This window comes from Burkholderia cepacia GG4 (genome assembly GCF_000292915.1).
Taxonomy (GTDB): Bacteria; Pseudomonadota; Gammaproteobacteria; order Burkholderiales; family Burkholderiaceae; genus Burkholderia; species Burkholderia cepacia_D.
In genome coordinates this window covers 1520037-1540403 of sequence record NC_018514.1, presented here as the reverse complement: position 1 = coordinate 1540403, position 20367 = coordinate 1520037, and the positions used below count along the sequence as shown (strand labels likewise).

Annotated in this window: 18 protein-coding genes; 11 read left to right on the top strand and 7 right to left on the bottom strand. The window is 68.4% G+C overall.

Translation table 11 applies throughout. From position 1 onward, the window contains the following. Positions 1–37 precede the first annotated feature (37 nt). The 3 genes from GEM_RS22615 to GEM_RS22605 all read right to left on the bottom strand — a co-directional run bounded on the left by GEM_RS22615 (position 38) and on the right by GEM_RS22605 (position 3300). Entirely contained in the window at positions 38–727 is a 690-nt protein-coding gene (locus tag GEM_RS22615) for an alpha/beta hydrolase (protein ID WP_014899725.1), read from the bottom strand. 451 nt (positions 728–1178) lie between these two features. Next, positions 1179–2666 carry an aldehyde dehydrogenase gene (locus GEM_RS22610; RefSeq protein ID WP_014899724.1) on the bottom strand — a complete coding sequence of 496 codons (1488 nt, stop codon included), beginning with the start codon at positions 2664–2666 and terminating at the stop codon, positions 1179–1181. Between the two features lie 28 nt (positions 2667–2694). After that, positions 2695–3300, bottom strand: coding sequence for a thioesterase family protein (locus GEM_RS22605; RefSeq protein WP_014899723.1), 606 nt, complete (start codon positions 3298–3300; stop codon positions 2695–2697). A 263-nt stretch (positions 3301–3563) separates the two neighbouring features. Here GEM_RS22605 and GEM_RS22600 point away from each other — a divergent pair, with 263 nt between their 5' ends. Together GEM_RS22600 and GEM_RS22595 are read left to right on the top strand one after the other, a co-directional pair. Further along, on the top strand, positions 3564–4694 hold the full coding sequence (locus tag GEM_RS22600) for a porin (RefSeq protein ID WP_014899722.1): 1131 nt from the start codon (positions 3564–3566) through the stop codon (positions 4692–4694). A 43-nt stretch (positions 4695–4737) separates the two neighbouring features. Continuing rightward, positions 4738–6129, top strand: a complete 1392-nt coding sequence (locus GEM_RS22595) for an FAD-binding oxidoreductase (protein ID WP_014899721.1) — start codon at positions 4738–4740, stop codon at positions 6127–6129. 81 nt (positions 6130–6210) lie between these two features. Here GEM_RS22595 and GEM_RS22590 read toward each other — a convergent pair whose 3' ends face one another. From GEM_RS22590 to GEM_RS22580, 3 genes are read right to left on the bottom strand one after another with little or no spacing between them, the layout of a single operon-like run. Beyond that, positions 6211–8340 (bottom strand): acetate--CoA ligase family protein, encoded by a 2130-nt coding sequence (locus GEM_RS22590; RefSeq protein WP_014899720.1) that lies wholly within the window; start codon positions 8338–8340, stop codon positions 6211–6213. A 50-nt stretch (positions 8341–8390) separates the two neighbouring features. Beyond that, positions 8391–9548, bottom strand: coding sequence for an acyl-CoA dehydrogenase family protein (locus GEM_RS22585; protein WP_014899719.1), 1158 nt, complete (start codon positions 9546–9548; stop codon positions 8391–8393). A 3-nt stretch (positions 9549–9551) separates the two neighbouring features. Beyond that, positions 9552–10340, bottom strand: coding sequence for an enoyl-CoA hydratase/isomerase family protein (locus GEM_RS22580; RefSeq protein ID WP_014899718.1), 789 nt, complete (start codon positions 10338–10340; stop codon positions 9552–9554). Positions 10341–10486: 146 nt separating this feature from the next. Here GEM_RS22580 and GEM_RS22575 point away from each other — a divergent pair, with 146 nt between their 5' ends. The 7 genes from GEM_RS22575 (at position 10487) to GEM_RS22545 (ending at position 17712) form a co-directional block, all read left to right on the top strand. Next, positions 10487–11644: an ABC transporter ATP-binding protein gene (locus GEM_RS22575; protein ID WP_014899717.1), complete on the top strand. Its 1158-nt coding sequence runs from the start codon at positions 10487–10489 to the stop codon at positions 11642–11644. 115 nt (positions 11645–11759) lie between these two features. Then, positions 11760–12869 carry an ABC transporter substrate-binding protein gene (locus GEM_RS22570; RefSeq protein ID WP_014899716.1) on the top strand — a complete coding sequence of 370 codons (1110 nt, stop codon included), beginning with the start codon at positions 11760–11762 and terminating at the stop codon, positions 12867–12869. A gap of 25 nt (positions 12870–12894) precedes the next feature. Beyond that, complete coding sequence (locus GEM_RS22565) at positions 12895–13770, top strand: ABC transporter permease (RefSeq protein ID WP_014899715.1); 876 nt, start codon at positions 12895–12897, stop codon at positions 13768–13770. 31 nt (positions 13771–13801) lie between these two features. After that, positions 13802–14584, top strand: coding sequence for an ABC transporter permease (locus GEM_RS22560; RefSeq protein WP_272148386.1), 783 nt, complete (start codon positions 13802–13804; stop codon positions 14582–14584). 41 nt (positions 14585–14625) lie between these two features. Next, complete coding sequence (locus GEM_RS22555) at positions 14626–15354, top strand: NAD(P)H-dependent oxidoreductase (protein ID WP_014899713.1); 729 nt, start codon at positions 14626–14628, stop codon at positions 15352–15354. A 63-nt stretch (positions 15355–15417) separates the two neighbouring features. Next, positions 15418–16056, top strand: coding sequence for a MarC family protein (locus tag GEM_RS22550; RefSeq protein WP_014899712.1), 639 nt, complete (start codon positions 15418–15420; stop codon positions 16054–16056). Positions 16057–16110: 54 nt separating this feature from the next. Next, positions 16111–17712 (top strand): 5-guanidino-2-oxopentanoate decarboxylase, encoded by a 1602-nt coding sequence (locus GEM_RS22545; RefSeq protein WP_014899711.1) that lies wholly within the window; start codon positions 16111–16113, stop codon positions 17710–17712. A gap of 81 nt (positions 17713–17793) precedes the next feature. On the opposite strand, the gene GEM_RS22540 is transcribed toward GEM_RS22545, so the two are convergent. Then, entirely contained in the window at positions 17794–18450 is a 657-nt protein-coding gene (locus GEM_RS22540) for a TetR family transcriptional regulator C-terminal domain-containing protein (protein WP_014899710.1), read from the bottom strand. A 238-nt stretch (positions 18451–18688) separates the two neighbouring features. Between GEM_RS22540 and GEM_RS22535 the strand changes: the two genes are divergently transcribed. Together GEM_RS22535 and GEM_RS22530 are read left to right on the top strand one after the other, a co-directional pair. After that, entirely contained in the window at positions 18689–19495 is an 807-nt protein-coding gene (locus GEM_RS22535) for an ABC transporter ATP-binding protein (protein WP_014899709.1), read from the top strand. A gap of 70 nt (positions 19496–19565) precedes the next feature. Beyond that, a complete protein-coding gene (locus GEM_RS22530; RefSeq protein ID WP_014899708.1) occupies positions 19566–20363 on the top strand; it encodes a transporter substrate-binding domain-containing protein in 798 nt (265 codons plus the stop codon). Positions 20364–20367: the final 4 nt, after the last annotated feature.

Genomic DNA, 20367 nt, shown 5'->3' with positions numbered 1-20367 from the left:
CGACGATCCGCACGGGCGGGGCGACCGCCCGGTGCGCTCAGTTCAACCCGGCGCGTGCGCCGACCCAGCGGCTGAAGTCGCCGGCCATCTCGGCCGTGAGCCCGTGGCCGGCGTCGTAGAGCCGCGTATCGTGCGTGACGCCGAGCGCCGTCAGCTTCGCGTCGGCCGTGGTGGCCCACGCGACCGGCAGCTTGTCGTCGAAGCGGCCGTGCATCACCAGCCCGTGCAGCGGGCTCAATGCATCCCGCGGCGCGATCAGCGGATCGATCTCGGGCAGGATGCGCCCGCACAGCACCGCGAACGCGGCGACGTCAGCCGGTGCCGTGAGCGCGACACTCGCGCTCATGATGCCGCCCTGGCTGAAGCCGGCGATCACGGCCGGCAATGCGGGGTTTTCGCTCGACGCGTCGCGGGCGCTCAACGCACGCAGCAGCGCGATCAGCTGCACGCGGCTCGCATCCGCGCGGGCCGCATCGATTTCCGGGCCGTTCGGGCCGAAGCGCACCGGAAACCACGCGTGCTGGTTCGGGCCGAACGTCAGCGGGCCGCGCACGAATGCGATTTCGATGCGGGGATCGATCGTGCCGGCCAGGTTCAGCAGGTTGGTTTCGTTGCCGCCGACGCCGTGCAGCAACAACAGGCGGCCCGCGGGGCGGCCGGCGGCCGGGCGCAGCCGGTACTGAAGGCCGGATTCGGAGTCGGTGGTCAGCGGCAGGACGTCGGTCATTGCTAGGGTCCGGTAGGGGAATGAACCGACAGTCTAGAGCGCACGGACGGGGAGGTGAATCGCCGGATGGCGATTGATTATTTCCTGTCTGGAATGAATCGACTGGATTGAACGATGTTCGTCAGGATCGGGTGCGGCTTCGGAGACGGTAGCGGATCTGATGGCTTCGACGAAACAGTTCGAAGCCAACCAAGCCAAAGCGGCACGGCTTCCCGACGATACCGGGTTCCAGGCCGGCAATTCCCGTGAATCCGGGCGGAGCGCAGTGAGCACGAACAAGCCGGTTCCGGAGAGTCGGGCGTGGTTGTTGCCTTTGATCGGACCGGTAGATCCGGACTTTGAACACGTACTCACCATGCGGCCCGTTAATTCAGACGGGAGCGGATGCATCTGACCTTGCAGCAACGAGACGTCAGGATACGGATGCATTGGTGCTCCCGGAGCACGGACATCACCGCAACCGAATCACCGTCGACTTCAACTCCGTGTATTTCTCCAGCGCATGCAGCGAGTTGTCGCGCCCGTTGCCCGACTCCTTGAAGCCGCCGAACGGGAAGTTCATGTCGTCGGTTTCCTCGTAACCGTTCACCCACACCGTACCGGCCCGCAGCCGGCGCGCGGTTTCATGCGCGGTCGTCAGGTTTGCCGTCCACACCGAGGCCGCGAGCCCGTAGCGCGTGTCGTTCGCGAGCGCGACGGCCGTATCCAGATCGTCGAATGCCGTGACCGCGAGCACGGGCCCGAAAATCTCCTCGCGCACGATCCGCGCATCGGCACGCGGACAGTCGAACACGGTCGGCTCGACGTACTGGCCGCCGCTGGCAGTGCGCGCGCGCTTGCCGCCCGTGATCAGCGTCGCTTCGTCGCGGCCGGCGTCGACGTAGCCGAGCACGCGCTCGACCTGCGCGGCATCGATCAGGCTGCCCATCCGGGTGTCGGGCGACAGCGGATCGCTGGGTGCGTACTCGGGCGCGATCGCGAGCACGCGCGCGACGAGTGCGTCACGAATCGCGCGATGGACGAGCAGCCGCGAGCCGGCCGTGCACATCTGCCCGGTGTTGTAGAACACCGCATGCGCGACGGTGCGCGCCGCGCGTTCGAGATCGGGGCAGTCGGGCAGCACGATCTGCGGCGACTTGCCGCCGAGCTCGAGCCACACGCGCTTCAGGTTCGAATCGGCCGCGCAGCGCGCGACCTGGTGGCCGACCGCGGTCGAGCCGGTAAACGCGATGCAGTCGACGTCCGGATGCCGCGCGAGTGCTTCGCCCGCGTCGCCGAAGCCCGGCAGCACGTTCAGCACGCCGGCCGGCAGCCCGGCCTGCGCGGCCAGCGCCGCGAGCCGCAATGCACTGAGCGGCGATTTCTCGGACGGCTTCAGTACGACGCTGTTGCCGGCCGCGAGCGCGGGCGCGCATTTCCACATCGCGATCATCGCGGGGAAATTCCACGGAACGACCGCCGCGACCACGCCGATCGGCTCGCGTGTGACGAGCCCGACGAGATGCGCGTCCGCTGGCGCGACTTCGCCACCGGTCTTGTCGATCGCCTCGGCGAACCACTCGGCGCAGTACGCGGTGGACGGAATGTCGATCGTGGTCGTATCGCCGATCGGCTTGCCGGTGTCGAGCGTTTCGAGCAGCGCGAGATCGTCCGCGTGTTCGCGGATCAGCGCGGCCCAGCGCAGCAGCACGCGCTTGCGTTCGCGCGGCGACGCGTCGCGCCACGTGCCGCGTTCGAAAGCGCGCCGCGCGGCCGCGACCGCGAGGTCGGCGTCGGCCTGACGGCAATGTGCGACCTGCGCGAGCACGCGGCCGTCGATCGGGCTCGTGCATGTGAAGGTGGCACCGTCGTGCGCGTCGCGGAACGCGCCGTCGACGAATGCGCGGGAATCGATGTCGAGCTGGCCGGCGCGGCTGCGCCAGTCGTCGTGCGTCTGCATGGGAAGGCTCCGTCGTGGTTCGGCGTGGTCAGCGGGAAGCGGAAGAAGCGGAAGAAGCGGAAGAAGCAGGGGCAGCGCGGCGGATCGCGATCGCGCGGCCCGCGTGTGGCTCGCGTGGCGCGCGCGCATGTTCGGCGTGAATCGCGTCCAGATGCCGGCGGATTGCATCGGGGAACGGCGTCGAGCGCTTCGCGCGCATGTCCACGTGGGTCAGCAGCTGTTCGCCGGTCGCGAGCTGCGCGCCGGTCGTCGCGTGATGCATCGAATGGAATACGTGCAACCTGCGGTCGTCCACGTCGAGCAGCCTGACCGTGAGCCGCAGCGGCTCGCCGAGCATCGCTTCGCGCAGGTGGCGGATGTGCGTTTCCGCGGAATAGATCGAGCAGCCGGCTTCGCGATAGCCGTCGTCGATGCCGAAGTAGCGGAAGAACGCGTCGCTGCTGTCGCCGAACACGAGCAGGTAGCACGATTCGCTCATGTGGCCGTTGTAGTCGACCCACTCGGGCTGCACGGTGCAGCGATGCAGTGCGAGCGGCGTCGCGATCGGCGCGCCGGGATCGTACGGGCGCGACTTCTGTCCTTCGTAGGCCGAGCGCAGGCGCGGCTCGGCGGCGGGGCTGAGATGGGTCGTCATCCAGTGCACTCCGGGGTTCGGAACGGGCCCGCACGTCGTCCGCGGGGGCTGCCGGTCGATGTTATGACGGGTTGAACGTTTTTTCAATAATGAAATCGCCGATGGGTGTAAACACCGGTACGGATCGACCTCTCCGTCAATTGAACATTCATTCAACTGAACCTATACTCGCCAGCGCCGCGGTGCCGAAGCGAAGCAGGCGGGCGGCGTTCACGCACAACGAAAAATCGAGCCGCCGCGCGCGGCAACCGGAGACACCGCAAATGAAGAAGCGCTTCCTGCTGGCCGGCATGATGTCGGTGATGGTCCACGGCTACGCCCATGCCCAGAGCAGCGTCACGCTGTACGGGATCATCGACGGCGGCATCACCTACGTGAACAACACGGGCGGTGCACATGCGTACCTGTTCGACGACGGCGTGTCGTACGGCAACCGCGTCGGCCTGATGGGCACCGAGGATCTCGGCGGCGGCAACAAGGCGGTGTTCAAGCTCGAGAGCGGTTTCCGGCTCGGCACCGGTCGGCTGAACCAGGGCGGCGCGATGTTCGGGCGGCAGGCCTACGTCGGGCTCGGCAACGACTGGGGCACGCTGACGTTCGGCAACCAGTACGACTTCGCGTTCGACTTCACGGCCGCGTACAACGTCAGCGCGTTCGGCAGCGGCTACGGCGTGCACCTCGGCGATTTCGACCGCCAGAGCGGCGACCGGCTGCAGAACGCGGTGAAATTCGTCAGCAACAGCTTCCACGGGCTCGTGGTCGGCGGCATGTATTCGTTCAGCAACGACGCGGGCAGCTTCCACGACGGCAGCGCATGGAGCGTGGGCGCAAGCTATACGCACGGCGATTTCTCGGCGGGCGGCAACTACACGCGGCTCAATGCACCGCGCGGGCTCGCGGCGCTCGATCCGTATGCGCAGATGGGCGTGAGGACGATGCTCGGGCAGACGGTCGCGACGGTCGATCCGGCGACGGGCGCCGTCACTGACCTGCACGACTCGACGCCGTTCGCGATCGACTCGCAATCGATCTTCGGGATCGGCGCCTCGTACACGCTCGGCAAGCTGACGCTCAACGCGGACTTCAGCAACACGACGTTCAAGGGTTACGGGCAATCGTCGACGATGCGCGTGTACGAGGCGGGCGGCGTGTACCAGGCGACCGTGCCGCTGTCGCTCGTCGCGGGCTACCAGTACACGACGTTCGAAGGCCATCACTGGCACGAAGTCGCGCTCGGCGCGCATTACGCGCTGTCGAAGCGCACCGACGTGTATGCGGCGGTCGACTGGATGCGCGCGTCGAACGGCGTCGACGCGGTGATTGGCTACAGCTTCGCGCCGTCGACGAGCCGCACCCAGGCCGCCGCGCGCATCGGCATGCGGCATAATTTCTGATCCTTTCTCGTTCCCGGGCCGGATACGGCCGGCCCCGTCGATCATGTCCGATCCATCCTCGAACGGCGACGTCGTCGCCGCGCTGCGCGACGCGCTCGGCGCCGATTGCGTGAGCACCGGCGACGCGATCGGCGCGCGCCATTTCACCAACTACGGCGAAGCAGCCGGCGTGCGGCCGCGCGCGCTGCTGCGCCCACGCAGCGTCGACGACGTGAGCCGCGCGCTCGCGATCTGCTGCGCGTACCGGCAGACCGTCGTGCCGCAGGGCGGGATGACCGGGCTCGCGGCCGGCGCCGAGCCCGGTGCGCAGGACGTCGTGCTGTCGCTCGAACGCATGAAGGGTGTCGCCGAGATCGACGCGGATGCGGCCACCGTCACCGCGTGGGCCGGCACCACCCTGCAGGACCTTCAGGAAGCGGTAGACGAAGCGGGCTTCGCGCTCGGCATCGATCTCGGTGCGCGCGGGTCGTGCCAGATCGGCGGCAACGTCGCGACCAATGCGGGCGGCAATCGTGTGATCCGCTACGGCACGACGCGCGAGCAGGTGCTGGGCCTCGAGGTCGTGCTGGCCGACGGCACCGTGCTGAGTTCGCTGAACAAGATGCTGAAGAACAACGCGGGCTACGACCTGCGGCAGATCTTCGTCGGCAGCGAAGGAACGCTCGGCGTCGTCACGCGGGTCGTGCTGCGGCTGCATCCTCGGCTCGCCGCACCGTCGACCGCGCTGTGCGCGGTGCGCGATACGGCCGCAGCGCTCACGCTGCTGCGCGAGGCGCGCGCCGCGTGTGCGGACTTGCTGAGCTTCGAGGCGATGTGGCCGGCGTTCTACGGCTACGTGTGCGAGCACACGCCCGGCATGCGCGCGCCGCTGCCGGCGGACGACGGCGTCAAGGTGCTGATCGAATGCGCGAGCGGCGAGGCCGCACCGACGGCCGAACGGTTCGAAGCCGTGCTGGCCGACTGGCTCGAGCGCGAATTGATCGACGATGCTGCGCTCGCGCAGACCGCGGCCGACGCACAGGCATTCTGGACGGTGCGAGAAGGGCTTGCGATCGACAATCTGCCTGGCCTCGTCAATTTCGACGTCGGGATTCCGCCGCGCGAGACGGCGGCCTTCATCGACGCGTGCGATCGCGCGCTGAAGGCCCGCTGGCCCGGTGCGCACGTGTTCTTCTTCGGCCACCTCGGCGACAGCAACCTGCACGTGTGCGTGTCGGCACCGTACGCGGCGGGCGAGAGCGCGCACGACGTCGACGCGGTGCTGTATCCGCTCGTGCGCGACGCGGGCGGCTCGGTGTCGGCCGAGCACGGGATCGGCCGCTACAAGCGCGACTGGCTCGGCTGCTCGCGCAGCGACGCCGAGATTGCTGCTATGCGCCGCCTGAAGCACGCGTTCGATCCGCTCGGGCTGCTCAATCCCGGCAAGGTGATCTGAGCGACGTAGTGTGCTTCATCGTCGACAAGCCACGGCCCGCTCGCGTAGCGCGTGAGCGGGCCGTGGCGTTTCATGCCGGCGTCACGCGTCGAGCCTCACCAGCGCATCGACGGCCACCGCGCCGCGTTCCATCACGAGCAGCGGATTGACGTCGAGCTCGACGAGCGTATCGGCATGTGCCTGCGCGAAGCGCGCGATCGCCATCACGTTCGCGACCACCGCGTCGAGATCGGCCTTTGGCCGCCCGCGATAGCCGGTCAGCAGCGGGCCGAGCTTCAACCCGAGCAGCGCGTCGCGCACGTCGCTTTCGCGCACCGGCAGCAGCAGCGTCGCGGTGTCGCGGATCAGCTCGACCAGCACGCCACCGGAGCCGAGCACCAGCGCGAGGCCGAAATTCGGCTCGCGCTTCACGCCGACGATCAGTTCGAGCAGCGGCGCGTCGGCCATTTTCTCGACGAGGATGCGCTCGACGCGCACGTCGGGCGCGTAACGGGCGACCTGTTCGGTCATCCGCCCGACCGCCGCGGCGACGGCCTCGGGCGACGCGAGCTTCAGCGCGACCGCGCCGGCCTCGGTCTTGTGCGGCAGGCGCTCGCTGACGACCTTCACGCAGACCGGAAAGCCGAGCCGCTGTGCGGCGGCTGGCGCATCGGCGGGCGCGACGCATTCGGCCGGCGGCACGTCGAGCCCGTGCGCGGCCAGCATCCGCTTGCTCGCCCATTCGTCGTGCAGCGTCGCGGTGCCGTCGCCGCCGTTGCCGGCCCGCAGCACCGGCAGCGCGTTCAGCGCATCGGCGTCGAGCACGCGGCGCCGCGTGTCGCCGTAGGTCATCGCCGCGCCGATCGCGTCGAGCCCGTCGGCGAGCCCCTGCAGCGGCGCGATGCCGGCCGCGGCCATGCGCGCCGCGTGGTCGGGCGGCGTCAGGTCCGGGAACACCGAGATCACCGCGCCGACCACGCCGTGCTGGCGTGCGGACGCCGCGAATGCGTTCGCCGCGATGTCGCACAGCGGCCGCTCGCCGGTCGCTTCCTGCGGATAGTCGAGGATCATCGCAGCCGCGCCCGGGCGGTCGGCCAGGAGCGCGTCGCAGCACGCGCGCATCTTGCCGGGGTCGCCCCACGGCGTCGTCGTGAAATCGAGCGGGTTCGCGATCGTCGCGTAGGCGGGCAGCACGTTGCCGAGCGCGTCGCGGCCCGCGTCGCGGACTGGCGGGAATTCGATGCCGCGCGCTTCGCCGAGATCCGCGACGAGCCCTGCGTCGCCGCCGGATGTCGCCAGCGCGGCGAGCGTGCGGCGCTCGGGAACGCCGGCGATCGCGAGCAGCTTCAACGTCTCGACGAGGCCGACCGGGTCCTTCACGCGGATCACGCCGAGCCGCCGGAACAGCGCGTCGTACAACGCGTCCGAACCCGCGAGCGAGCTCGTGTGGCTCATCGCGAGCTGCGCGCCGAGCGTCGACGTGCCGCTCTTCAGCGCGACGATCGGCACGCCGTGCGCGAGTGCGCGGGCGGCGGCCTCGCTGAACGCGCGCACGTCCTTCAGCCCTTCGAGATGCACGCCGATCGCGCGGATGCGCGGCTCGTCGACGAACGCATCGACGAGCCGCGCGATGTCGACCGACGCCTGGTTGCCGACGCTGGCCAGGTACGCGAATGGCACCGAGCGTGCGCTCATCGACAGGTTGTACGCGAGGTTGCCGCTCTGCGTGATCACCGCGACGCCCGATTCGACGCGCGGCGCGCCGTGCGCGACCGGCCACAGCGCGCAGCCGTTCAGCCCGTTGATCAGCCCGTAGCAATTCGGTCCGAGCACGGCCATGTCGCCGGCCGCGTCGACCAGCGCCTGCTGCAGCACGGCGCCGTCGGCGCCGGTTTCGGAGAAGCCCGACGCATACACGATCGCACCGCCGGCGCCGCGTTCGGCGAGCGCGCGCACGACGTCGATCGCCTGGCGCGCAGGCACCGCGACGAACACGGCGTCCGGCGCGGCGGGCAGGTCGGCAACGCTCGCATGGCAGCGCACGCCGTCGATCTCTGCATGGTTCGGATTGACGAGCCAGATGTCGCCGGCATAGCCGTAATCGCGACAGCGCTGCACGGCGCCCGCGATGCCGCGTCCGCCGACGAACGCGATGCTGGCTGGCTCGAGCAGCCGGCGCAAATTGGCCGCGGCGGCCGCGCGGCGATCCCTGACTGCGGGAGAGGAGGTCATGAAAGGTCCTTTCGGAACGCGCGCCGGACGTGCCGGCGCGACGGTTCACGTCAGCTGTAGCGTCGGAGGATTTCCTTGGACAGGATGTGGCGCTGGATCTCGGACGTACCTTCCCAGATGCGCTCGATGCGCGCATCGCGCCAGAAGCGCTCGATCGGCAGTTCGTCCATCAGCCCCATGCCGCCGTAGATCTGCACCGCGTGATCGGTCACGCGGCCGAGCGTCTCGGTCGCCAGCAGCTTTGCGAGCGCGGCGTCGCCGTCGGTCATCGTGCCCTGATCGAGCTTCTGCGCGGTGTAGAGCGTGACGAGTTCCGCCGCGCGGATCTCGGTCTGCATGTCGGCGAGCTTGAACGACGTGCCCTGGAAATCGCCGATGCGCTTGCCGAACTGGTGACGCGTCGCGGCCCATTCAGCGGCCATCTCGAACGCGCGCTGCGCGCGGCCGATGTTGTTCGCGGCGACCATCACGCGGCCGGCCGTCAGCCAGTCGTTCGCGAGCTCGAAGCCGCGATGCTCTTCGCCGAGGATCTGCGCGGCGCTCACGCGGCAGTCGCTCAGGAAGATCTCCGACTGGTGGTAGCCACGCAGGCTCGTGCAGTGCGGGCCGCGCCGCACGGTCATGCCCGGCGTGTCCTTGTCGATCAGGAAGCAGGTCACGCGCTTGCGCTTCTGGCCGCGCACTTCCTCCTCCCCGGTGACGGCGAACAGGATCACGAAGTCGGCCGTATCCGCGTGGCTGATGAAGTGCTTGCTACCGTTGATCACGTAGTCGTCGCCGTCGCGCACCGCACGCGTGCGGATGCCCATCGCGTCGGAGCCGGCGCCCGGCTCGGTCAGCGCGAAGCAGTCGACGCGCTCGCCGCGCACGGCCGGCTTCAGGTAGCGCTCGATCTGGTCGCCCTTGCACGCCATCAGGATCTTGCTCGGCCGCGCGACGAACACGTGCAGCGCCCAGCTCGTGCGGCCGAGCTCGCGCTCGACCAGCGCCTGCGTCACGTAGTCGAGGCCGGGCCCGCCGGCGCTCTCGGGCATGTTGAACGCGTAGAAGCCGAGCTCGAGCGACTTGCGGCGGATCGAATCGGCGAGTTCGGGTGGCACGTCGTCCGCGCGATCGACCGCGAATTCATGAGGCTGCAGTTCCTTCTCGACGAACTGACGCAGCGACGTCACCAGCATTTCCTGCTCATGGGTCAGCGAAAAATCCATGAATCATCTCCCGACAAAATGAGGTGCGCGCCCCTCGACCGACGCGCGTAGCGCTTCCTGGCCGTCCTCGCTGTGACCGCAAGCGACGCCGGCTGCGAGCTCGCCGCGCAACTGCTCGGCGAGGGTATGCGTGAGCGACTGCGCGAGCAGCGCCTTGGTATGGCCGAACGCGACGCTCGGCCCCTGTGCGAGACGCGCGGCGAACGCGGCGACGTGCTGTGCGAAATCATCGGCGTCGACGACTTCGGACACGAGCCCGGCCGCGAGCGCGTCCTGCGCGTTCCAGCGTTCGTTCAGGAAGATGAAGCGGCGTGCGACGTCGGGGCGCGCGACGCGCGGCAGGAACCAGCTTCCGCCCATGTCGGGGCTGTAGCCCATGCCCGTATACCCGCAGCGCAGCGTCGCGGCCGTGCTGGCGATGCGGAAGTCGCACGCGAAGCCGATGTCGGTGCCGGCGCCGACCGTCGAGCCGTTCAGCGCGGCGATCGTGGGGCGCGGAAATGCGGCGAGCGCCTGCACGAAGCGGTGCGCGCGCTCGGTCCACCCGTAGGTGTCGAGTTCGCCGTTGCGCTCGGCCTCGGCCCATTCATCGACGTCGGCGCCCGCACAGAACGCGCTGCCGGTGCCGGTCAGCACGACGCAGCGCACGGCCGGATCGTGCGCGAGCGCGTCGAGCGTCTCGCGCAGAAAGTCGAGATGCGGCCGAGCGAGCGAATTGCGTTTCGCCGGGCGGTTCAGGCGAAGGGTCACGACGCCGTCGTGCCGTTCGATTCGGATGTCCTCGATGCTCATGCTGATCACTGTCTCCTGGTCGTTTTGTATCGGGGTTGTGTCAGAGCCGGCAAGGGTCGCCGCTACTTGCGGACCGCATTTCGGCATAGTATAAGTTCTGTTAAATGAACGTTCAACCCAATTGTGAGTCGACCAGGAGACACACGATGAGCGCGGTGATGGAGACGTCGGCAGGTGTGGAGGAGGGAAGGCCCGGTGCGCACCCGGCATCCGCGGGGCGCATCGCGAGCGGTGCGGGGCTGCAGATCGATCGCGTGTCGAAGCGCTACGGCAGCGTGCACGCGCTGCGGGAGACGACGCTCGACATCCCTCGCGGCGAATTCCTGACGATCCTCGGGCCGTCGGGTTCGGGCAAGACGACGCTGCTGACGATCGTCGCGGGCTTCGAGCATCCGAGCACCGGCGACCTGCGCGTCGGCGGCCGCAGCATCGTCGCGTTGCCGCCGGAGAAGCGCAACTTCGGGATGGTGTTTCAGGGCTATGCGCTGTTTCCGCACATGACAGTCGAGCAGAACGTTGCGTATCCGCTGATGGTGCGCAAGCAGAAGGGGCCCGACGCGGTGAAGCGCGTGAAGGCCGCGCTCGAGCTCGTGCGGCTCGGCCAGCTCGCGGATCGCCTGCCGCGCCAGTTGTCGGGCGGCCAGCAGCAGCGCGTCGCGATCGCGCGTGCACTGGTGTTCGATCCCGATCTCGTGCTGCTCGACGAACCGCTCGGCGCGCTCGACCGCAAGCTGCGCGGCGAGGTGCAGGTCGAGCTGAAGGCGCTGCACGAACGGCTCGGCGCGACGTTCCTGTTCGTCACGCACGACCAGGAGGAAGCGCTGTCGATGTCCGACCGGATCGCGATCATGCGCGACGGCCGGCTCGAGCAGATCGGCACGCCGGACGGGCTGTACGAGCAGCCGGCCAACCGCTTCGTCGCCGATTTCCTCGGCAAGAGCAACTTCATCGAAGGCGTTGCGCTCGGCGGCGATGCGGCGGCGACGCATTACCGCGTCGGCGATGCGCGGTTCGTCGCGCCTGGATGCGGCGCGCGGGCCGACGAACCGCTGCTGTTCGCATTGCGCCCGGAGAAGGTCGCCGTGTCGGCGACCTCGTGCGGTGGTGTGCACAACGAAGTGCCTGGCCGCATCCGTCACTGGAGCTACTTCGGTTCGTCGTACCGCTTCGAGATCGAGACGCCGGTGCTCGGCTGCATGACGGCCGACGTGCCCGCGTGGCGCGGGCTCGCGTCGCCGCGCACGGGCATGGACGTGTTCGTGCAGTGGGAACGCGACGCGACGTGCCGGATCACGGCCGACTGACGCGGCGAACCTTGTACCCCGCGCGACGCGGCGCCTGCCGCCGTCGCCGGCCGATTCACCGGCGTCCGGAAACGACGAGATGCGTGCGGCCGCCGTCCAGCCTGGAGGAGACACCATGACGAACCGCTATCTGCAGGACCTGCTCGACCAAGCACGCGACCTTCAACCCGCGACCTCGCAGCGTCGCCGCGATTTCCTCCGGCTGTGCGCGGCCGCCGGCATCGCGCCGACGCTGCTGTCGCTGGGGGCGAAGGGTGCGCTGGCCGCGAACCCGAAGGAAATCGTGCTCAGCGCCTGGGGCGGCGAAGCGCGCTCGGCGTTCCGTTCTGCGTACATGGACCCGTTCACGAAGGCGAGCGGGATCCGGATGGGCTACGACTCGTCGCCGGAGGACGGCAAGATCAAGGCGATGGTCGAGAACAGGAACGTGATCTGGGACGTGATGGATCTCGACGGCTTCGCGGCGATCAAGCTCGGCAAGCAGGGCTTCCTGCGGCCGATCGATTATTCGGTCGTCGGCCGCAATGCGCTGCCGGGACTCGCGTCGGACTTCGGCGTGCCGTCGTATCTGCTGAGCTACGTGCTCGTCTACGACGCGCGCAAGTTCGGCGCGAATCCGCCGAAGAACTGGGCCGATTTCTGGAACGTCGGCAAGTTTCCGGGCAAGCGCGGGCTGTGGAAGTGGATGGGCGGCGCACTCGAGGCCGCGCTGATGGCCGATGGCGTCGACAAGGACCAGGTCTATCCGATCGACGTGCCGCGCGCGCTGAAGAAACTGAAGGAACTGCGCTCGAACGTGCTGCTCTGGGATTCGGGCGCGGACAGCCTGCAGCTGCTGCGCAACGGCGAAGTCAGCATGGCGTGCATCTGGCATACGCGTGCGAACGTGATCCAGCGCGAGAGCAACGGCCGGTTCCGCTATACGTGGGAGCAGGGGCTCGCGTCGTGCGACGTATGGGGCGTGCCCAAGAACAACCCGTCGGGCGATGCCGTGTGGCAGTTCATCAAGTTCGTGCAGGGCGTCGAGCCGCAGGTGCGCCTGCTGTCGCTGCTCGGCAACGGGCCGGTGACGCCGGCCGCGACGGCCGCGGTGCCGCAGGCGCTGCGCGCCGACAATCCCGGCACGCCCGAGAACTGGGCGAAGCAGTGCAAGGTGAATCCCGAGTGGTGGGCGCAGCACTACGAAGCGACGCTCGCGCAGTACACCGACCTGATGTCGTCCTGAGCCGCCGCCTCGTGAGCCTGACGCCATGAATACCCTGTCTACTCCCGTCGCGGGCGCCGTCCCGCTCGGCCGCGCGAAGGCCGACCGCTACTGGCCGCTGGTCGTGCCGCTGCTCGCGGTGCTGATCGTGCTGTACGTCTATCCGCTCGTGCGCGTGCTGTGGCTCGGCTTCACGGTGCCGGAGCCCGGCCTGCAAAACTATGCGCGGCTGCTGGACAACCACGGCGTGCACCGCGTGCTGTGGACCACGCTGCGCGTGTGCGCGGTCACGACCGTGTGCTCGGTCGCGCTCGGCTACGCGATTGCCTATGCGATGGCGCACGTCGGCCCGCGCCAGCGGATGGCGCTGATGTTCGGGCTGCTCGTGCCGTTCTGGGCGTCGGTGCTGGTGCGCGCGTTCTCGTGGCTGTTCCTGCTCGGCGAGCAGGGGCTCGTCAACACGCTGCTGCTGCGCATCGGGCTGATCGACGCGCCGCTGCCGCTGATGCGCAACGAGATCGGCGTCGTGATCGGGATGATCCACTTCATGATTCCGTACGCGGTGCTGCCGCTGTACGCGAACATGAAGGGCATCGACCCGCAGCTCGCGCGTGCGTCGCAGGGGCTTGGCGCGGGTGCGCTCGTCACGTTCCGCAAGGTGTATTTTCCGCAGACGCGGCCGGGCATCGTCGGCGCGGCGATCCTCGTGTTCATCTTCTCGCTCGGGTTCTACGTGACGCCGGTGATCCTCGGCGGCGGCCGCACCGTGATGATCGCCGAATACATCAGCACGCAGATCCTGCAGCTCGTGAACTGGGGCAGCGGGGCGGCGCTCGCGTCGCTGCTGCTGGCGTCTATCCTGGCCGCGCTCGCGCTGCTCGCGCGTTTCGTCGACCTGCGCGAGCTGTTCGGCGCGCGCTGACCCGACCGGAGGACATCCGATGAAAACCCGAATGACCGCAGGACGCGCGCTGGTGGTCGGCGTCGCGTGGGCCGCGATCCTGTTCCTGATGCTGCCGCTGCTCGTGTCGGTGCCCGTGTCGCTGACGCCGAGCGACTACCTGTCGATGCCGGACGGCGCGCTGTCGCTGCGGCACTACCGTGTGCTGCTCGACGACGACGGCTGGGTGTCGAGCTTCCTGCAGAGCGGGCTGATCGCGCTGGTGTCGTCGGCGCTCTCGGTCACGCTCGGCACGCTGTGCGCGATCGGGTTGTGGAAGGTCGCGTCGCGGCGCGGCGAATTCGTGCGCGGCGTGATCCTGTTCCCGCTGATCGTGCCGCCGATCGTGTCGGCGCTTGCGTTCTACCGGCTGTGGGGCGAGCTCGGCGTGCTCGACAGCTATCCGGCCGCGATCCTGTCGCACGTCGTGCTGTCGGTGCCTTACGTGGTGGTGGCCGTGTCCGCGTCGCTCGCGACCGTCGGGCTGCGCATCGAGCAGGCCTCGCGCAGTCTCGGCGCGAACGTCGCGCAGACGCTGCGCTACGTGATCCTGCCGTCGATCAAGCCGGGCGTGCTGTCGGCTGCCGTGTTCGCGTTCATCCTGTCGTGGGACGAACTCGTCGTCACGCTGTTCATCTCGAGCCGGAACGTATACACGCTGCCGCGCCGCATGTGGGACGGGATGCGCGAGAACGTCGATCCGGCGATCGCGTCGGTGTCCACGCTGCTGCTCGTCGCGACCTGCGTCGCGATCGGCCTGTCGCTGCTGCGCAAGCGCGCGGCCGGTTCCGTCTGAATTCAACTGTTCAACGTTACGTTGCGGAGAAAACTCGCACCATGAAAGTCCTGATCGTTCACGCCCATCCGGAACCGCAGTCGTTCACGACGTCGATGCTGCACCGCGCGGTGAGCACGCTCGAAGCGCAGGGGCATACCGTGACGGTGTCCGACCTGTACGCGATGCAGTGGAACCCGGTCGCGAGCGCGGCCGATTTCGGCGTGCGCAAGAACGCCGACTATCTCGTCTACGCGCTGGAGCAGCGCGAGAACGTCGCCGCGCACGCGATCGCGCCGGACATCGCCGCGGAACTCGACAAGCTGGCCGCGTGCGACCTGCTGATCCTGAGCTTTCCGCTGTTCTGGTGTTCGGTGCCGGCGATCATGAAAGGCTGGATCGACCGCGTGCTCGTGTCGGGCAAGGTGTACGGCGGCGTGCGCTTCTACGATCGCGGCGGGATGCGCGGCAAGCGTGCGCTGCTCGCCTATACGTGTGGCGGCCGCGACTACATGTTCGGCGCAAACGGCGTGCACGGCGAGATGGACCTGATGCTGCGCCACGTGCTGCGCGGCACGCTCGGCTACGCGGGCTTCGACGTGCTGCCGTCGTTCGTCGGCTATCACGTGCCGTATATCGGCGCTGCGGAGCGCGCGGCGGTGCTGGCGCGGTACGACGACTATCTGGCGCACCTCGACCGGCTCGAGCCGATGGCGTTTCCGACGCTCGACGACTTCGACGGCGACATGCGGCCGCGCGAACGCGCGCCGCAGGAAGCCGCGCAGGACTGAACGCAAACCCGGCCGCGTTGCCTGTGCACCCCATCTCCACCCGATCGCATGTGAGTTCGAGCGATGACCCTGACGTCCAGCGACGTGCTGCTGTTCCTGACCGGCCTGCTGACGCTGTTCTGTCCGCCGGTCGCGATCCCGATGTACGCGGCTGTCACCGGGCACTTTCCCGACGTGACACAGCGGCAGATCGCGGTCAGGCTGTTCGCGTGGATCGCGGCGCTGATGGTCGGCGCGGTATGGGGCGGCCAGTTCCTGCTGCGCATGCTCGGCCTCACGCTCGGCGCGCTGACGCTGACGGGCGGCCTGGTGCTGTGCCTGTGGTCGATCCCGATGATGCGCGGCACGGCGAACGACGAACGCAGCGGCGGCGACACGCGGCTCGAGTATGCGCAATGGCGCAATTACATCGCGGTGCCGCTGATCTTCCCGCTGTCGATCGGCAGCGCAGTGATGTCGCTCGTGATCACGACCGCGACGCGCTTTCATACGCCGGCCGACCTGCTGACGCTGAGCGCGGCCTGCGTGCTGCATGCCGGCGTGATCGGGCTCACGTATGCGTGCTCGGCGTCGTGGTGCCGCCGGCTCGGCGAGATCGGCAGGACGCTGGTCGAGCGGCTGTCGGGCATCGTGCTGACCGCGATCGCGTTCCAGATGCTCGCGCAGGGCGTGCGCGAGCTGCTGCCGGGGCTCGCGCATTGATGGGCCCGCGGGCTACTGCGTGATCCATCCAATTACCTGAACAATGGAAGCGACATGAAAACAGTAGGCATGTACCTGGTCGATCTGCTCGCCGCATACGGCGTCGACACCGTGTTCGGCATTCCCGGCGTGCATACGATCGAGCTGTATCGCGGGCTGGCCGGCAGCGCATTGCGGCACGTGAGCGCGCGCCACGAGCAGGGGCTCGGCTTCATGGCGGACGGCTATGCGCGCGCGACCGGCAAGCCGGGCGTGTGCTTCGTGATCACCGGCCCCGGGATGACGAACATCGCGACGTCGATGGCGCAGGCGTATGCGGATTCGATTCCGATGCTGGTCATTTCCAGCGTCAACGCATCCGGCGACATCGGCTCCGGCAACGGTCATCTGCACGAATTGCCGGACCAGCACGCGTTCGCGGAGAACATTGCGGCCTTTAGCTACACGGTGCCGCGTGCCGAAGCCTTGTCGCAGGCGATCGCGCGCGCGTTCGCGGTGTTCTCCGGCGGGCGGCCGCGTCCCGTGCATCTGCAGATTCCGCTCGACGTGCTCGCGGCGCCGGCCGACGCGTTGCCGCCGGTGCCCGCCGCGCCGCCGCGCATCGCGCCCGGCCCCGCATCGGCCGACGGCATTGACGCATTGCGCGCGAAGGCCGCTGCCGCGCGCGCGCCGCTGATCCTGGCGGGCGGCGGTGCGCTCGCCGCGGCCGACGACGTGCGCTGGCTCGCGGAAACGCTCGACGCGCCGGTCGTGATGACGATCAACGGGCGCGGCGTGCTGGCACCCGCGCATCCGCTCGGCATCTCATGGTCGGCATCGAGCGACGCGGTGCGCGCGCTGATGCGCGACAGCGACCTGATCGTCGCGCTCGGCACCGAGCTCGGGCCGACCGACTACGACCTGTACGCGACCCGCAGCTTCTCGATGCCCGCGTCGCTCGTGCGGATCGACATCGATCCGCAGCAGCTGTGCCGCAATGCAGTCTCCGCGCTGCCGCTGCTCGGTGACGTCGGCGAAACCCTGCGCGCGCTGCGGCGCGTATGGCCGGCCGCTGCGCGGGCGCGCACCGATGGCGACGGCGTCGAACGCGCGGCGGTGTGCCGCGCGGCGGCGCGGCGGGAGCTGAACGACGAAATGCAGCGCGATCTCGCGCTGCTCGACAGCGTGCGCGACGCGCTGCCCGATGCGGCGATCGTCGGCGATTCGACGCGCATCGTCTACGCGGGCAACGTCGGGTTCGCGGCGCCGCGCCCGCGCAGCTGGTTCAACGCGTCGGTCGGTTTCGGCTCGCTCGGCTACGGGCTGCCGGCCGCCGTCGGCGCGAGCCTCGGCGATGCGTCGCGGCCGGTGGTCTGCATCGCCGGCGACGGCGGGTTCCAGTACACGCTCGCGGAACTCGGCACCGCGGTGCAGCATCGCGCACGCGTGATCGTCGTGCTGCTGAACAACGGCGGCTACGGGGAAATCAAGCGTGCGATGATCGACGGCGGCGTCGACCCGGTCGGCGTCGATCTGCATACGCCGGATTTCGTCGCGATCGCGCGGGCGTACGGTTGGGGTGCGCAGCGGGTCAATGAGGGTGCGTCTCTGGCCGGAGCGCTCGGTGAAGCGGCCGCCCACGATGCGCCGTACCTGATCGAGATTCGCACGGCCTGAAAATGCGAACGGCCTCGCAATTGAGCGAGGCCGTCGTGTGCGCCGCCGGATTCCCGCGGCGACGCTACGTTCCTGCGTTCGTCAGGCGCGTTTGCGCGCCGTCTTCGACGGCGGCAGGAACGTATCGACGACGCGCAGGCAGCTCGTCAGTGCATCTTCCGCGGTGAACGACGTCGGGTCGCGCGCGAGTTCGAGCCAGAAGCCGTCGATCACGGCCGTCAGCGTCAGCGCCGCGAGCTCGCTGTCGACGGTGCCGCCGCGCACTTCGGCGATCTGGTCGAACAGCTTCTTCAACGCCTGCCGGTAGCCGCTGTACAGCTCCTTGTGCGCCTTGCGGATCACCGGGTCGCTGTGCGCGACGCTCCAGAAGCCGAGCCATACCTTCACGTTCTTCGGCGCGAACACCGGCGCGGCGAAACACACCTTGATGATCGCGTCGAGCTTGTCCTCGGGGCCCGTCGCGTTCGCGGCGGCCGCACGCGACACGTCGAGCAGGTCGGCCGCGAGCCGCTTGTAGGTCTGCGCCATCAGTTCGTCTTTCGACTGGAAGTGATGGTTGATCAGCCCGCGCGACACCTTCGCTTCCGCGCAGATGCGGTCGATCGTGGTTTCCGAATAGCTGTAGCGCGCGATGCAGCGCATCGTCGCGTCGATGATCGATTGCTGCCGCACGGCGGGCGTTTCTCGGATGCCGCGGCTGCGGGTCGGAACCGGTGCGCTGCCAGGAGTCTTTTTCACGGAGTGACCTTAACGGATCGTCATGGCACCGATTATAGGGGAGTGTCGGACGCTTGTTCAATTACAGCGGCGAAAGCCGCGCGGAACCCGCGAAAACCCTCGGCTCCGGATTGTTGAAATCTGTTGAACCACTGTTCAACAGCGCCTATACTCGACTCCGCATGAGGTTGGTCGGCCATTCAACAAGACGCCGCGATCCCGCGCGGGACGGGCGTGAGAATTCGACACAGGAGACAGCATGTTGGCGCGGGTGGAGAGCGTGAAGACGGCCGTCGAGGAACGCGTGCAGGTGACCGACCTGCACAAGCGGTTCGGCGAGCTGGAGGTGTTGAAGGGCGTGTCGCTGAGCGCGCGCGAAGGCGAAGTGATCTCGCTGATCGGCGCGAGCGGCTCGGGCAAGAGCACGCTGCTTCGCTGCATCAACCTGCTGGAGACGCCGACCCGCGGGCGCATCGTCGTCGACGGCGAAGAGATCGGGCTGAAGCTCGACCGCAAGGGTCGCACCGTGCCGACCGATCCGCGCCAGGTCGAACGCATCCGCACGCGGCTCGGCATGGTGTTCCAGAGCTTCAATCTGTGGGCGCATCGCACGGTGCTCGAGAACGTGATCGAGATGCCCGTGCACGTGCTGCGCGAACCGCGCGCCGAAGCGATCGCGCGCGCCGAGCAGCTGCTCGAGCGCGTCGGCCTCGCCGACAAGCGCAATGTCTATCCCGTGTTCCTGTCCGGCGGCCAGCAGCAGCGCGTCGCCATTGCGCGCGCGCTGGCGATGCGACCGAAAGTGATGCTGTTCGACGAGCCGACCTCCGCGCTCGATCCCGAACGCGTCGGCGAAGTGCTGAAGGTGATCCGCGATCTCGCGTGCGAAGGCCGCACGATGATCCTCGTCACGCACGAGATGGCGTTCGCGCGCGACGTGTCGAACAAGGTGCTGTTCCTGCACCAGGGACGCGTCGAGGAGAGCGGCACGCCGGGCGAGATCTTCGATGCGCCGCAGAGCGAACGCTGCCGCCAGTTCGTCAACGCGCACCGGCAACGCCACTGAACCGCGGGCGCGGCCGGCCCGATCGATGCCGGCCGCACCGATCCCTATCTTTCCTGCAAGGAGTCCGACCATGAAGCGCGTCGTACGCAGTCTGCTGTGCCTGTTGAGTCTCGTTCTCGCGGCGCTTGCGCCGCTCGGTTCCGCGCACGCGTCGTCGGGCGTGCTGCGCTTCGGCGTCGCCGCCGAGCCGTATCCGCCGTTCCTGATGAAGAGCCCGACCGGGCAGTGGAGCGGCTTCGAGGCCGACCTGATCCGCGCGCTGTGCGAGCAGATGAAGGCGAAATGCGAGATCAAGGAAGTCGCGTGGGACGGCATCATCCCGGCGCTGCTCAGCGACAAGATCGACGTGATCTTCAACTCGATGTCGATCACGCCGGAGCGCCAGAAGGTAATCGCGTTTTCGCGGCCGTACTACGAGACGCCGGGCACCTTCGTCGGTGCGAAGAACCAGAAGCTCGCGCTGACGCCGGACGGCCTCAAGGGCAAGGTGATCGGCGTACAGGGCTCCACCGCAAATGCCGAGTTCATCAAGATGGCGTACGGCAAGAGCGCGACGGTGCGCCTGTACAACACGCAGGACGACTGCAACGCCGACCTCGTCGCGGGCCGTATCGACACGATGTATCTCGACCAGCTCGGCATCCTCGATTTCCTGAAGTCGAAGGACGGCTCCGCGTTCGAGCTGAAGGGCCCCGGCAGCGTGAAGATGGACCCGGCGATCTTCGGCTACGGCGTCGGCGCGGGGATGCGCAAGGCCGATGCGCCGCTGAAGCAGCAGATGGACCAGGCGCTGGAACAACTGCACGCATCGGGCAAGTACGCGCAGATCGCGAAGAAGTATTTCCCGATCGACCTCTGGCCGCACTGATCGC